Source organism: Nocardia puris (genome assembly GCF_003315035.1).
Classification (GTDB): Bacteria; Actinomycetota; Actinomycetes; order Mycobacteriales; family Mycobacteriaceae; genus Nocardia; species Nocardia puris.
Genome location: NZ_QNRE01000004.1, coordinates 511,055 through 524,828, shown reverse-complemented (window position 1 = coordinate 524,828; position 13,774 = coordinate 511,055). Strand labels below are relative to the sequence as shown.

Genomic DNA, 13,774 nt, shown 5'->3' with positions numbered 1-13,774 from the left:
ATGGCACGCGCGTCCGGGGCACCGTCCTTAAGATCATGTGCTAACACTCGCCCCGCTGGCCCGCCCAGCCGCAGAACCAGAGGACTGATGACCGGCTTCCTGCTACGACGCGCGCTCAATTATGTCGTGCTGTTGCTGCTGGCCTCGTTTCTGACGTTCAGTCTCGCGTCGTTGACATTCCGCCCGCTGGACAGTCTGGAACAGCGCAATCCCCGCCCACCGCAGTCGGTGATCGACGCGAAGGCCGAGGAATTACATCTCAACGATCCGATTCCGGAGCGCTACCTCACCTGGCTGAAGGGCATCCCGAGCGGGGATTTCGGCACCACGCTGGCCGGGCAGCCGGTGAGCGAGGAATTGCCGCGCCGGGTCGCGACGAGTCTGCGCCTGCTCATCCTCGGCTCGATCATGGGCACCGTGCTGGGTGTGCTGATCGGCGCGGCGGGCGCGATACGCCAATACAAATTCAGCGACTACTTCACAACGGTTTTCTCCCTGCTGATTCTGAGCACCCCGATATTCCTGCTCGCGAACCTGCTGAAATACGGTGCACTCGAGATCAACTCGCTCACCGGCGCGCAGATCTTCCTCTACACCGGGGAGACCTCGGCGACCGCGATCGAGGGCTTCTGGCCGCAATTGCTCGACCGGCTCCAGCACCTGGTGCTGCCCACCACCGCGCTGGCGCTCGGCGGCATCGCCGGCTACAGCCGCTACCAGCGCAACGCCATGCTCGACGTGCTGAGCAGCGATTTCATTCGCACGGCCCGCGCGAAGGGCCTCACCCGCAACCGCGCGCTCTACAAACACGGCCTGCGCACCGCGCTGATCCCGATGGCCACCCTGTTCGCCTACAGCCTGGCGGGCATCATCACGGGGGCCACGTTCACCGAGAAGATCTTCGGCTGGCACGGCGTCGGTGAGTGGCTGCTCGATTCCATCAACGCCCAGGACCTGTACCCGGTCGTCACCATCACCGCGTTCGCCGGGTTGATGGTGCTGATCGCGGGTCTGCTGTCCGATGTCGTCTACGCCTTGCTCGACCCGAGGGTGCGTGTCCGATGACCGAGACCGAGATCATCATCCAGGGTGCGCCCGAGGTCGCGATGGGCAGGCGCAAGCTGATCCTGCGCCGGTTCCTGCGCAACAAGCCCGCGGTGGCCGGGCTGATCGTGCTGGCGCTGATGTTCGTGCTGAGCTTCGCGCTGCCGCCGTTCCTGCCCTGGGACTACCAGGAACTCGACTACACGGCGCTGCGCAAGCCGCCCAGCCTGGACCACCCGTTCGGCACCACCGCCATCGGCCAGGACGTACTCGCCCAGACCCTGCGCGGACTCCAGAAATCGCTGATCATCGGCCTGTGCGTGGCGGTGTTCTCCACCCTCATCGCGGCCGCGGTGGGCACCCTGGCCGGCCTGCTCGGCGGCTGGACCGACCGGGCGCTGATGTGGCTGGTGGATCTGCTGCTGGTGGTGCCGAGCTTCATCATCATCGCGCTGTTCGCGCCGCGCACCAAGGGCAGCGGGTCGATCCTGCTGCTGATCGTGCTGCTGTCGGTATTCAGCTGGATGATCAGCGCGCGCCTGGTGCGCGGGCTCACGCTGAGCCTGCGGGAACGGGAATTCGTGCGGGCCGCCCGCTACATGGGCGCGCCGACGCGCACGGTGATCGTCAGCCACATCGTGCCGAATATCGCGTCCATCCTGATCATCGACACCACGCTGGCGGTCGGCGCGGCGATCATGGCCGAAACCGGGCTCAGCTACCTGGGATTCGGCGTGCAGCCGCCGGACGTGTCGCTCGGTTCGCTGATCGCCGCGGGCACCGCGTCCGCGCTCACCTACCCGTGGCTGTACATGTTCGCCGGCGGCCTGCTGATCATCACGGTGCTCTCGGCGAACCTGGTGGGCGACGGTCTGCGCGACGCGTTCGACCCCAGCGCCAAACGGGCCCGCTCGCGTAAGAAAGGGGCCGACGAATGACCTCGGGCTCCACCGCCCCCCTGCTCGAAGTCGCCGATCTGCGCGTCACGTTCCCCAGTGAGGAGGGCCGCATCGACGCCGTGCGCGGGGTGAACTACACCGTCGCCGACGGCGAGGTGCTGGCCATCGTCGGCGAATCCGGTTCGGGCAAATCGGTGTCGTCGCTGGCGGTGATGGGTCTGCTGCCCGAGCAGGCGCGCATCACGGGCTCGATCCGGCTGCGCGGCCGCGAACTGCTCGGCATCAGCGACCGCGAGATGTCCAAACTGCGCGGCAGCTCGCTGAGCATGGTATTCCAGGACCCGCTCTCGGCGCTCACGCCGGTGTACCGGGTGGGCGATCAGATCGCCGAGGCTCTGCTCGCGCACAAGTCGATGGGCAAGAAGGAGGCGGCCGAGCGGGCCGTCGAACTGCTCGAGCTGGTCGGCATCGACGACGCCGAGATGCGGGCGAAGGCGTTCCCGCACGAATTCTCCGGCGGTATGCGCCAGCGCGTGGTGATCGCCATGGCCATCGCCAACGATCCCGCGCTCATCATTTGCGACGAGCCCACCACGGCGCTGGACGTGACGGTGCAGAAGCAGATCCTGAACCTGCTGCGCAAGGCGCGCGACATCACCGGCGCCGGGGTCGTGATGATCACCCACGACATGGGCATCGCCGCCACGCTCGCCGACCGCGTCGCCGTCATGTACGCCGGGCGCATCGTCGAATCCGCGGGCGCCGCAGCCCTTTTCAACGAGCCGCGGATGCCGTACACGGTGGGGCTGCTCGGCTCCATCCCGCGCATGGACAGGCCCGCGCGCTCCCCGCTCATCCCGATCACCGGCGCGCCGCCCGCCATGCACAAACTGCCGCGCGGTTGCTCGTTCACCCCGCGCTGCCCGATCGCGATCGATGACTGCGCCGCCGCCGAACCGCCGCTCGAGATGACCTCGCCCGGCCACGCCGCGGCCTGCATCCGCACCGCCGAGGTGGACAGCGCGGGCCTGTTCGCCGCCTACCGCGCCGAGATCGAGGAGCCGCGCGCCGAGCTCGAGACCCATCCCGATGTGGTGCTGCGGGTGACCGACCTGGTCAAGACGTTCCCGATCACCTCGGGCGTGGTGTTCCAGCGCCGCCGCGGCGAGGTGCGCGCGGTCGACGGCATCAGCTTCGAGGTGCGGTCCGGGCGCACGCTGGCGCTGGTCGGCGAATCCGGTTCCGGCAAGTCGACCACGCTCACCCAGATCATGGACCTCGTGGCGCCGCAGTCGGGCACAATCGAGATCATGGGCCGCGATGTCGCCGCGCTCACCAAGGCCGACAAGCGCGAGATCCGGCGGAAGATGCAGATCGTGTTCCAGGACCCGACCGCGTCCCTGGACCCGCGCCTGCCGATCTTCGACGCGCTCGCCGAGCCGATGCGCATCGACGGCCGCCCGCGCGCCGAGATCAGCCGCCGCGTCCCCGAACTGCTGGAACTGGTCGGCCTGCGCCCCGAGCACGCCGACCGCTACCCGGCCGACTTCTCCGGCGGCCAGAAGCAGCGCATCAGCATCGCGCGGGCGCTGGCGCTGGACCCGCAGCTGCTGGTGCTCGACGAGCCCGTGTCCTCGCTGGACGTGTCCATCCAGGCGGGCGTGCTGAACCTGTTGCGCGACTTGCAGACCGAGCGCGGCCTGTCGTATCTGTTCGTCTCCCACGATCTGTCGGTGGTGCGCAACCTGGCCCACGACATCGCCGTCATGTACCGGGGCAAGATCGTCGAATCCGGACCGGCCGAGCGGATTTTCGCCGATCCGGAACACGAGTACACCCGCAGGCTGATCGACGCGGTACCCCTACCGGTCGTCAGCGGATAAGGAGGGCAGGATGCGGTGGCGATCCAGCGGTATACGGTGGGCGGTCTGTCTGGTCGCGGCCGGACTGGTGGCGGCGGGCTGTAGCGCCGACGATCCGTCCGCGGAGGGCTTGTCCGGCGAGCTGGGCACCACCAGCGACATCAATCCGCGCCCGCGCGAGGAGATTCGCGAGGGCGGCAACCTGCGGCTGGCTGTCACCTCCTACCCCGCCAACTGGAACACGCTGTCCAACGACGGCAACGAGGGCGAGATCGCCGATATCCAGCGGCCCATGATGCCGCGCTCGTTCATCGTGGACGCGGCGGGCGAACTGACGGTCAACCAGGACTATTTCACCTCGGTCGAGCTGACGAACACCAACCCGCAACAGGTCACCTACACCATCAACCCGAAAGCCACGTGGTCGGACGGGAATCCGATCACCTGGGAAGACATCGCCTCCCAAGCCAACGCGCTGAGCGGACGCGACAAGTCGTTCTTCATCGCCATCACCAACGGCTTCGAGTTTGTGGAGAAGGTCGAGCGCGGCGTCGACGACCGCCAGGCCGTGCTCACCTTCAGCCACCCGTTCGCCGAATGGCGCGGACAGTTCTCCGGCAACTCCTCGCTGTTCCCGAAATCGGTGACGGCCACGCCGGAGTCGTTCAACGAGGGCCTGCGCGACGCGATGGGACCCACGGCCGGGCCGTTCCAGATCCAGTCCGCCGATCGCGGGCAGAGCCGAATCGTGCTGGGCCGCAACCCGAACTGGTGGGGTGAGCGCCCGAAGCTCGACACCATCACGTACACGGTGCTCGACCGCAGCGCCTGGGTGGGCGGGCTGCGCAATAACGAGATCGACGCCATCTCGCTCGCCTCGATCGACGATGTGCAGAACGTGCGCAACACCCCGGGCATCGAGGTGCGCCGCGCGCCCGGCAACCGCTGGCGCCACATCACCTTCAACGGCGCGCCCGGCTCCATCCTCGCCGAACAGGGTGTGCGCGTGGCGATCTCGAAGGCCATCGACCGGCAGGGCATCGCGGCCGCCACCCAGGCGGGGCTGGTCGAGAACCCGCGACCGCTGAACAACCACCTCTACCTCCAGGGCCAGAAGGGCTATCAGGACAACAGCCTGCCGTTCGACCCGGACGCCGCGGCGCGCGAACTCGACGCGCTCGGCTGGAAGCTCAACGGTGACGTGCGCGAGAAGGACGGCCGCAAGCTGATCATCCGCGACGTCATGTACAACGACCCGCTGTGGGTGCAGATCGCGCAGATCATCCAGCAGAACCTGGCCCGGATCGGCGTCGGCCTCACCATCGACACCAAACCCGCCGCGGGATTCTTCACCGACGTGATCCAGCCCGGCGACTTCGACGCCGCGCAGTTCATCTTCGCCGGTGACGCGTTCTCGTTGAGCAGCATGCGGCAGATCTACTACTACGACCCCGACGATCTGCAGGGCAACTACGGCCGGATCGGCTCGCCCGAACTCAACGACCTCATCGACCGCACCCTGCGCGAACTCGACCCGGACAAGGCCATCGAGATGGCCAACGAGGTGGACCGCACGGTGTTCGAGATGGGCCATTCCCTGCCGCTCACCCAGTCGGACGGCAGCTGGGGGGTGCGCTCGGACCTGGCCAACTTCGGTTCGCCGGGCCTGGCGACCTACGACTACACCAAGATCGGATTCGTGCAATGACCGCTACGTTATCTCGCCCGCGCCGGTTCGGCCTGCGCGTGGCCGCGCCCGCCGTCGCCCTCGCGTTGATCCTGTCCGGCTGTGGCGGGGATTCGAACCTCGAGACCGGGGACGCGTCGATCGGCGACACCAACGACATCAACCCCCGGGATGTGAGCGAGCTGCGGGACGGGGGGAATCTGCGGCTGGCGCTGACCTCGTTCCCCGCCACCTACAACACCCTGCACGTCGACGCCGACGGCGACTCCTCGGAAGTCGTGGGCTGGACGCTGCCCGGAACGATCAACTCCGACGCGGCGGGCAACCTGACGGTCGACAAGAACTTCTTCACCGACGTCCAGCTCACCGGCACCGACCCGCAGCAGATCACCTACACGATCAACCCCGAGGCCATCTGGACCGACGGCACGCCGATCACCTGGGAGGACTTCGCGTCCCAGGCGAACGCGCTGAGCGGGCGCGACCTCGAATTCCAGGTGCGCGCGACGCAGGGCTACAGCCGGATCGAGAAGGTCGAGCGCGGCGTCGACGATCGGCAGGTCATCGTGACGATGGCCCAGCCCTACGCCGAGTGGCAGGGCATGTTCAACCCCCTGTACCCGAAGGCCGCCACCGAATCGCCCCAGGCGTTGAACGATTGGGCCCGCAACGAGCTGCCGGTCTCGTCCGGGCCGTTCATCATCACGAACATCGACCGCGCGCAGCAGCGCATCACGCTGGGGCGCAACCCGCAGTGGTGGGGCGACACCCCGAAGCTGGAGAACATCACCTACTCGGTGCTCGACTACTCCGCCCGCATCGGCGCGCTCCAGAACAACGAACTCGACGCGGCGACGGTCTCCGGCATCGACGAGGTGACCACCGCCTCGAACTCGCCCGGCATCGTGGTGCGCCGCGCGCCCGGCCCGAGCTTCTCGCACTTCACCTTCAACGGCGCGCCCGGCTCGCTGCTCGAGGACCCGCAGCTGCGGATCGCGATCTCGAAGGCGATCGACCGGCAGGGCATCGCGACGGCCATCCAGAACGGCGTCGTCACGAATCCGAAGCCGCTGAACAACCACGTCTTCCTGCACGGGCAGAAGGGCTACCAGGACAACTCCGGAGTCGTCGCCTACGACCCCGCCGAGGCGGCCCGCATGCTCGACGAACTGGGCTGGACGCTCAACGGTGACGTGCGGGAGAAGGACGGGCGCCAGCTGGTGCTGCGCAATGTGATGTTCCAGCAGGCCACTTGGGTGCAGGTCGCGCAGATCGCGCAGCAGAACCTCGCCGCCGTCGGCGTGAAGATGGAGATCCAGACCTTCCCCGGCAACGGGCTGTTCACCGACGTCATCGACCCGGGCAACTTCGAGATCTGCCAGTTCACCTGGGGCGGCAGCATCTTCCCGCTCGGCTCGCTGCCGCAGATCTACTCCTACGACCCGGCCAACCCGCTGAGCAACAAGGGCCGCATCGGCAGCCCCGAACTCAACGCGCTCATCGAGGAGACCATCTCCGAGCTCGACCCGGATCGCGCCGTCGAACTGGCCAACGAGGCCGACAAGATGATCTTCGAACTCGGTCACTCGCTGCCCATCACCCAGTCGGCCGGCACCGTCGCGACCCGCGACAAGCTCGCCAACTACGGCGCGTTCGGCTTGGCGTCGGTCGATCCGACCAAGGTCGGCTTCCTGCCGTGAGCCCACGCGCGGGCCACCCGCTGTCCTATCCCCTCGCGGTGACAGCGGGTGCGCTCGCGGTGTGCGCGGCCTGGATCCCGTTCGCCACGATCGACCAGGGGGCGGCCATCTCGACCGTCGCCCTGGCGATCGTGGGGTACACGGGTTTTCGCGTGTGCCGGGCTCTGGGGGTGTTGTCGAATGGGTTGCCGGTGGGGGAATCCAGCGGTAGCGCAACCGGTTCGGGGCGCCGCGACTCGGATGCGGGCGGCTCCGAGAGGGTACCTGGCGGCACCACCGCGCGCGACACCGTCGGCACTAGCACCACGTCGGCGACGGGGGCCGGACGCGGGCGTGGGGGCGACCCCGAACCGAGCCCCGGCACCGCCGCCGGAGCCGCACCCGTCCCCGGGAAGCACCCCCAGCGGATACCCACCGGCGCCACCGTCCACATCACCCGCATCCGCCAACAGCACCGCCTCACCAGCCGCACCTGGCTCGAAGTCACCACCCCCGGCCAACCCACCCACTGGCTCCCGGTCTACTTCGACCCGGCTCTCCTAACTCTCACCCCCCAAAACGCCACCGCCACAACCCATTCCCTCCACACCGAATCCCTCCGCCTCTACCCCTCCGGCCGCGCCCGCACCACCGAACCCCCCGGCCGCCTCATCGACAACCCGACCCGCCCCACCCCCGACGCCCCCACCCTCACCGCGACCACCACCCGCCTCCCCCGCCGCCTCCTCCTCGACGCCCAACCCGCCGTAGCCGCCCCCTTCGCCGCCCTCCTCTGGATCTACCTCGACGGCGGCACCCTCTGGACCTTCACCGCCGCCCTCACTGTCGCCTTCGCGACGGCCACCTGGCTCCCCGCCATCCGCGGGTCCGACCCGAGCTAGCGCAGCACCCGCTCGTCCCCGGACCACCCGCGGTCACCACCGGCCGATTCACCGGTCGAAGAACCAACTCCCCCTCGGGCTTCCCGGCGTTCGGCGACCTGACGCCGCACTTCCCTGAGCTCCGGTACATGCTCGGCGCCGAGGGCAGGTTGCGATCCCTCGCCGATGTTCTTCAGCCGCAAGGACGAATAGCCCCGGTGGGCCGCTGACTTCGATCATGTCGCCGGGGCTTTGTGTTGTCCGCAATCCCTGGATCGAGGACAACGGCTTCGAAAGTTCCAGTGCGACACCAAGATGTCGGCTCGGCTACGGCACGCCAATCCACTCAGGGCGACACGCCGAGGCCATGCGACGGGCGGGATCGAGTCCGATCTCTGCACACTAACGCCGACCGGCAGCTGACTCGATGGGGCGAGCACGCACCCGCTCGACGCCAGGCCCGAACCGTCGGACAGACCGCAGCGGAGCCGCGAAGGCGTAGCGGAGCAAGAGGCCCGCACTCCGCGATCGATGGCGCGGTCAACGACAACCAGGTACGACGGGGCAACGCTCAGCCTTTGAGCCGAACCGCGCCAGCCGGTTTGCCGGGCGCGCCCTACGACAGCATGCCCAGGGCGTCGGCGTGTTCCAACGTTTTGCGGACGTGCCAGGCCAAGGGTAGGTGGGTGGCCTGTTCGTAGGACATCCATTGGAAGTCGGCGGGGGTGGGGTCGGCTTCGGGGTGGACTTCGTTTTCGAAGCAGCCGAAGGTGATGGTGTGGGTGTCGCCGGCGCTGTCGACGAAGTGGGTGAGTTCGTCGGCGACGAGGACGTCGAGGCCGGTTTCGGCGGTGACTTCGCGGCGCGCGACTTCGGCCGGCGTCTCGTCGGGGGCGACGGAACCGCCGGGGATCTCCCACACGTCACCGCGATCCGGGACTCGGTGCAGCAGCACCTTTCCCGCCCGGATGAGCAACGCGTGCGCACGGAAATGCTGTTCGCTCATGTCTTGTCTCCCTCCCGGTTCCCAAGTCTGCCACGCGCACCCGCCGAACGGAATTGGTCTGACCACTTGACCAGCAGACCAGAGCGGCGCACAGTGGAGGCATGGCGTGGCAACCAGTGGTGAAGCGGTCGGTGTCGGCGGACGTGTTCGAACAGATCGCGGCCGATGTGCTGAGCGGGGAACTGTCCCCCGGCACAGCCCTGCCGAGCGAGCGGCAACTCGCCGAGGCGCTGGGCGTCTCGCGGCCCGCGGTGCGCGAGGCGTTGCAGCGGTTGGCCGCGGCCGGACTGGTGGCGGTGCGTCAAGGGGACGCGACGACCGTGCTCGACTACCGGCGCGGCGCGGGCCTGGAAGTGCTGCCGCGCCTGCTGATCCAGCAGGGCACGCTGGAACCGGCTGTCGCGCGCAGCATCCTCGAGGCGCGGCTGCACAACGGGCCGAAGGTCGCCGAGTTGGCGGCCGCGCGCGCCGATCGCGAACAGCTGGGCGCCGCGCTGGATCGCACCGTCGCGGCACTGGCCGCCGAAACCGACCCGATCGCGCGGCAACGGCACGCGCTGGAGTTCTGGGATCACGTGGTGGACGCGGCCGATTCGATCGTCTTCCGCCTGATGTTCAACATGCTGCGCGCCGCCTACGAACCCGCGCTCGCCGCGCTCGCGCCCCTGATGACTGCCGAGGTCGGCAACGCGCCCGGCTATCGCGACCTGGCCGCCGCCATCGTGGCGGGCCGCCCCAACAAGGCCGCCGAGAAGGCTCGGGCACTGCTCGAGCCGGCGACCACCGCCCTGATCGACGCCCTGGACGGGCACTGATCGCGTGACACGACGAGGTGTTTCACAATGTCGGAATCCACACTGCGCCGCGGACTTTCGCTGAGCGACGCGTTCCGCGAATTCCTGCGCCATCCTTCACCGTGGATGATCGCCACCGTGCTGGCGGGAGCGCTCACCGTCCGGTTGATCGTGGGCGACTGGCAGCTCACCGACGCGCTCGTGCCTCTGGTGATGCTGGCGCTGTTCCCGGCGTTCGAGTGGGTGGTGCACGTGACCGTATTGCATTGGCGGCCCAGGAAACTCGGGCCGATCACGCTCGACAGCGAGCTGGCCCGCGACCACCGCCGCCATCACCGCGACCCGCGCGACATCCCCCTGATCTTCATCCCCACCCGCTCGCTGATCGTGGTCATCGTCGTTCTGCTCGCCCTCACCGCGTTCGCGTTCCCGCGCGTCGGGCTGGGCCTGACCTTCCTGCTCACCGTCACCGTGGTCGGCCTCCTCTACGAGTGGACCCACTACCTCATCCACACCGACTACAAGCCGAAAACCGCCCTCTACCGCGCTGTTTGGCGCAACCACCGCCACCACCACTACAAGAACGAGCACTACTGGTTCACCGTCACCACCTCCGGCACCGCCGACCGCCTGTTCGGCACGCGCCCCGACCCTGCCGCGGTCCCGACCTCCGCCACGGCGCGCAACCTCCACGGCACCGCCTAGCGGACGCCCAGGCGCCCGATCCGGTCAGACCGACCGGTCGAGAAAGTGGGCGTTCCAGATCGGGGCCGCCCGTTGATGCGAGTCCACTCCCGCGAAGAAGGAGTTCGCCAAGCCTGCCGGCGCACTCACGACATCGACGTGAGGCGGTCGGCCAGGCGGTCGGTCGCCCATTCGAGGGGCGCGCGGCCGAGGAAGCGGTTCCAGAAGTAGGCGACGATCAGGGTGAGGGTCAGGAGGGTGATGAGAACCGCCGCGCGGTCGAGGGTTTCGAGGTTCAGGCCGGTGAGGGCCAGGACGGAGAGGGTGTACAGCGTGATCGGCATGCGGCCGACGGCGGACAGTGGAGCGAGCCGGCGATGCAGGGTGGTGGGGATCAGCAGGATGAGCCCGAGGAGTAGCGCCGCGACACCGGCCGAGCCGAGGATCTGGAGCGGTGTGACGACGGATTGGGCGGAGGCGGCGAGGAGCGGGTCGTAGGCGGGGCCTGTGGGGCCGGTCGAGAGGGACCACATCGTATAGAAGTCGGAGTCGGGCGGTAGATCGATGTAGGTCGCCCCCGTCGACGCCCCTTCCTCCAGCGGCGTGTAGGCCGTCCACCCGAACCCCGCGGAATCCCCCTCCATCGACCAGACCGCGAAATACCCCACCACCGCCGCGACCAACCCGCCGACCACCAGCCCGACGCGCACCCGCACCTCCTCGGAATCGAGACGCCCGATCGCGACCCCGAGCAGCAGGAACGGCACCCAGACCAGCACCGGGTACACGCCATCGAACGCCATCTCGGCGACGAAACCCGACCCGGACCGATCCGAGGCGACCCACCCGTCGAGGTAATCCGCGTACCGCCGCGGCATCTCCGGCTGCCACCACCACACGAGCAACGGCCCCGCGACCGCCGTCACCACCGCCGCGACGAACAACCACCGCGCCCGCCACCCGAGCACCAGCACCCCCACGGCGACGAGCACCGCGAAACTCTCCAAGATCACGGACGGCGAATCCGACACCGTCACCAGCACACCACCGAGCACGAACAACGCCCCCGCCCGCACCAGCGCACCCAACCGCGCCGCCACCATCTCCGCCCCGCGCAACGGCCGCGACCCGCCGGACAGCACCGCGAGCACCACCCCGCCGAACACGACGAAGCACACCGCCGCGCGCCCCACCGCGAGCGATCCCGGCCCCGACCACCCCAGCGGATTCCCGCCCATCACGTCGGCGACGATCATCCCGATCGTCGCCACGCCCACCGCGATCACGAGCGCCACATCGCTCCCCCGCTGTTCGGCCATCCGAGCATCCTCCCGGAATCAGCTACTCGATGGCAATCAGCCGGGCGATGCGTGCCCGCACCGCAGCGATCTCGCACATCCCACGGAATCAACACTTGACGAGAAGATACCCTAGGGGGGTATGGTACGTCGCCATGGAACCGGTCCCGGTTCCGGAAGGACGGAAAAGTCATGGCTACACAAGGGATTTCCACCACGAAGAGATGGTGGGCGCTGGGGGTGATCGCCGCCGCGCAATTCGTGGTCATCATGGACACCTCGATCATCGGAATTGCCCTGCCCGAGATGCAGGCGGCGCTCGGGTTCTCGCAGGAGGACCTGACCTGGGTGTTCAACGCCTACGTGATCGCGTTCGGCGGACTGCTGCTGCTCGGCGGACGGCTCTCGGACCTGTTCGGCGCGCGACGGGTGTTCGCGGCGGGCTGGGCAACCCTGCTGGCCGGCTCGATCCTGGCCGGCGCGGCCGGCAACGCGGGGGTCGAACTGGCCGGACGCGCCATCCAGGGCGGCGGCGCGGCGCTCATCGCGCCCTCGGCGCTGACGCTGTTGATGATGCTGTTCGGCGCCACGCCGGGCGAGCTCACCAAGGCGCTCGCGATCTACGGCGCGGCGGCGCCGGCGGGCGGCACGGCGGGCGTGTTCCTCGGCGGCGTGATCACCGAATACATCAGCTGGCCTTGGGTTTTCTACATCAACGCCCCGCTCGCGCTGCTGGCCTTGATCGCCGTGCCCGCGCTGATGCCGGACGCGCCCGCCCGGCGGGGTTCGATCGATCTGCTCGGCGCGGTGACCGTCACCGCGGGATTGGCCGCCGCCGTCTACGGGATCGTGCGGGCGCCGGAAATCGGCTGGGGCTCGGGTGAGACCTGGGGTGTGCTGGCGGTGGCCGCAGCACTGCTGGCCGGGTTCGTCGCGATCCAGTCGCGGCGGCGAGAACCCTTGATGCGCTTGGGCATGCTGCGCGCGCCGAATCTCGCGGCCGCCAATGTCGCGCAGTTGCTGCTGGGCGCGGCGTGGGTGCCGATGTGGTTCTTCCTCAACCTCTACCTGCAGCAGGTGCTCGGCTACAGCGCGTTCCCCTCGGGCGCGGCGCTGCTGCCGATGACCACGCTGATCATGCTGGGCATGATCGTGCTGGCCCCGCGCGCCATGGCCCGGTTCGGCGCGAAACCGATGATCGTCACCGGTCTGCTGGTGCTGAGCCTCGGCCTGGGCATCATGTCGTTGATCCGCCCCACGGGCACGTTCTGGATCGACGTTCTGCCCGCGTCGCTGGTGGCCGCCGGCGGTATGTCGCTGGCGTTCATCCCTTCGCTGGGCACCGCCATCTCGGCGGCGCCGCCCGAGGAGGGCGGTCTGGCCTCGGGCCTGGTCAACGTCAGCTATCAGGTCGGCTCGGCCGTCGGCCTGGCCGCCATGACCGCGGTCGCGACCGCCTTCGGCGCGGGGCAGCTCACCGATATCGACGAACTGACCAGCGGGTTCTCCGCGGCGTTCGCGGGGGCGGCGCTGATCGCCCTGGCGGGGGCGGGCATCGCGGCCGCGACCCTGCGCGCACCGGCGAAGGAGCTGGTCGGGGCGACCGATTGACAAAGTACCCTAGGGGGGTATGGTAAAAACCGAAGCGGCGGGGAACGCCGCGAATCCAGACCAGGAGGACCACATGAGCACCGCGACCACCACCTACACCGTCGACGGTATGACCTGCGGATGCTGCGTCGGCAAGGTGCGCGACAAGCTCGGGGCACTGCCGGGCGTCACCGAGGTGGCCGTCGATCTGGACGCCGCCACCGTGACCGTCACCGGCGAGACCGACCGCGACCAGGTCGCCGCCGCCGTGGAGCTCGCCGGGTTCCGGCTCGGCTGATCACTCGCACTACCCCGGAAACCTCGCACTACCCCGGAAACGGAGCACCCCG

At 68.7% G+C, this 13,774-nt stretch carries 12 protein-coding genes; 10 read left to right on the top strand and 2 right to left on the bottom strand.

What is annotated here, in order from left to right:
* Positions 1-87: 87 nt before the first annotated feature.
* Genes DFR74_RS15445 through DFR74_RS35975 form a run of 6 tightly spaced genes read left to right on the top strand, consistent with a single transcriptional unit; the run spans position 88 to position 8,073 of the window.
* Positions 88-1,065 carry an ABC transporter permease gene (locus DFR74_RS15445; RefSeq protein WP_067509785.1) on the top strand — a complete coding sequence of 326 codons (978 nt, stop codon included), beginning with the start codon at positions 88-90 and terminating at the stop codon, positions 1,063-1,065.
* A complete protein-coding gene (locus DFR74_RS15440) occupies positions 1,062-1,982 on the top strand; it encodes an ABC transporter permease (protein ID WP_067509787.1) in 921 nt (306 codons plus the stop codon). Before DFR74_RS15445 ends, DFR74_RS15440 begins: the two co-directional genes overlap by 4 nt.
* Positions 1,979-3,826, top strand: a complete 1,848-nt coding sequence (locus DFR74_RS15435; RefSeq protein ID WP_067509790.1) for an ABC transporter ATP-binding protein — start codon at positions 1,979-1,981, stop codon at positions 3,824-3,826. Before DFR74_RS15440 ends, DFR74_RS15435 begins: the two co-directional genes overlap by 4 nt.
* A 10-nt stretch (positions 3,827-3,836) precedes the next feature.
* Complete coding sequence (locus DFR74_RS15430; RefSeq protein WP_067509792.1) at positions 3,837-5,513, top strand: ABC transporter family substrate-binding protein; 1,677 nt, start codon at positions 3,837-3,839, stop codon at positions 5,511-5,513.
* Complete coding sequence (locus DFR74_RS15425) at positions 5,510-7,192, top strand: ABC transporter family substrate-binding protein (protein ID WP_067509794.1); 1,683 nt, start codon at positions 5,510-5,512, stop codon at positions 7,190-7,192. The genes DFR74_RS15430 and DFR74_RS15425 overlap by 4 nt, the downstream gene beginning before the upstream one ends.
* Entirely contained in the window at positions 7,189-8,073 is an 885-nt protein-coding gene (locus DFR74_RS35975; RefSeq protein ID WP_067509796.1) for a hypothetical protein, read from the top strand. Before DFR74_RS15425 ends, DFR74_RS35975 begins: the two co-directional genes overlap by 4 nt.
* 595 nt (positions 8,074-8,668) lie before the next feature.
* On the opposite strand, the gene DFR74_RS15415 is transcribed toward DFR74_RS35975, so the two are convergent.
* Positions 8,669-9,058, bottom strand: coding sequence for an NUDIX hydrolase (locus tag DFR74_RS15415; RefSeq protein WP_067509797.1), 390 nt, complete (start codon positions 9,056-9,058; stop codon positions 8,669-8,671).
* Between the two features lie 101 nt (positions 9,059-9,159).
* Between DFR74_RS15415 and DFR74_RS15410 the strand changes: the two genes are divergently transcribed.
* Entirely contained in the window at positions 9,160-9,873 is a 714-nt protein-coding gene (locus DFR74_RS15410) for a FadR/GntR family transcriptional regulator (RefSeq protein ID WP_067509799.1), read from the top strand.
* A gap of 27 nt (positions 9,874-9,900) precedes the next feature.
* Positions 9,901-10,557 carry a sterol desaturase family protein gene (locus DFR74_RS15405; RefSeq protein ID WP_067509801.1) on the top strand — a complete coding sequence of 219 codons (657 nt, stop codon included), beginning with the start codon at positions 9,901-9,903 and terminating at the stop codon, positions 10,555-10,557.
* A 125-nt stretch (positions 10,558-10,682) separates the two neighbouring features.
* Here DFR74_RS15405 and DFR74_RS15400 read toward each other — a convergent pair whose 3' ends face one another.
* A complete protein-coding gene (locus DFR74_RS15400; RefSeq protein WP_067509804.1) occupies positions 10,683-11,855 on the bottom strand; it encodes a DUF418 domain-containing protein in 1,173 nt (390 codons plus the stop codon).
* Positions 11,856-12,026: 171 nt separating this feature from the next.
* Between DFR74_RS15400 and DFR74_RS15395 the strand changes: the two genes are divergently transcribed.
* Both DFR74_RS15395 and DFR74_RS15390 read left to right on the top strand, forming a co-directional pair.
* Positions 12,027-13,445, top strand: coding sequence for an MFS transporter (locus DFR74_RS15395; protein WP_067509806.1), 1,419 nt, complete (start codon positions 12,027-12,029; stop codon positions 13,443-13,445).
* Positions 13,446-13,518: 73 nt separating this feature from the next.
* Positions 13,519-13,722, top strand: coding sequence for a heavy-metal-associated domain-containing protein (locus DFR74_RS15390; RefSeq protein WP_067509895.1), 204 nt, complete (start codon positions 13,519-13,521; stop codon positions 13,720-13,722).
* Positions 13,723-13,774: the final 52 nt, after the last annotated feature.

Coding starts and splice junctions, on each gene's coding strand:
- DFR74_RS15395 (WP_067509806.1), top strand. CDS start 12,027: ATGGCTACACAAGGGATTTCCACCACGAAGAGATGGTGGGCGCTGGGG.
- DFR74_RS15430 (WP_067509792.1), top strand. CDS start 3,837: ATGCGGTGGCGATCCAGCGGTATACGGTGGGCGGTCTGTCTGGTCGCG.
- DFR74_RS15425 (WP_067509794.1), top strand. CDS start 5,510: ATGACCGCTACGTTATCTCGCCCGCGCCGGTTCGGCCTGCGCGTGGCC.
- DFR74_RS15435 (WP_067509790.1), top strand. CDS start 1,979: ATGACCTCGGGCTCCACCGCCCCCCTGCTCGAAGTCGCCGATCTGCGC.
- DFR74_RS15415 (WP_067509797.1), bottom strand. CDS start 9,058: ATGAGCGAACAGCATTTCCGTGCGCACGCGTTGCTCATCCGGGCGGGA.
- DFR74_RS15445 (WP_067509785.1), top strand. CDS start 88: ATGACCGGCTTCCTGCTACGACGCGCGCTCAATTATGTCGTGCTGTTG.
- DFR74_RS15440 (WP_067509787.1), top strand. CDS start 1,062: ATGACCGAGACCGAGATCATCATCCAGGGTGCGCCCGAGGTCGCGATG.
- DFR74_RS15400 (WP_067509804.1), bottom strand. CDS start 11,855: ATGGCCGAACAGCGGGGGAGCGATGTGGCGCTCGTGATCGCGGTGGGC.
- DFR74_RS15410 (WP_067509799.1), top strand. CDS start 9,160: ATGGCGTGGCAACCAGTGGTGAAGCGGTCGGTGTCGGCGGACGTGTTC.
- DFR74_RS15405 (WP_067509801.1), top strand. CDS start 9,901: ATGTCGGAATCCACACTGCGCCGCGGACTTTCGCTGAGCGACGCGTTC.
- DFR74_RS15390 (WP_067509895.1), top strand. CDS start 13,519: ATGAGCACCGCGACCACCACCTACACCGTCGACGGTATGACCTGCGGA.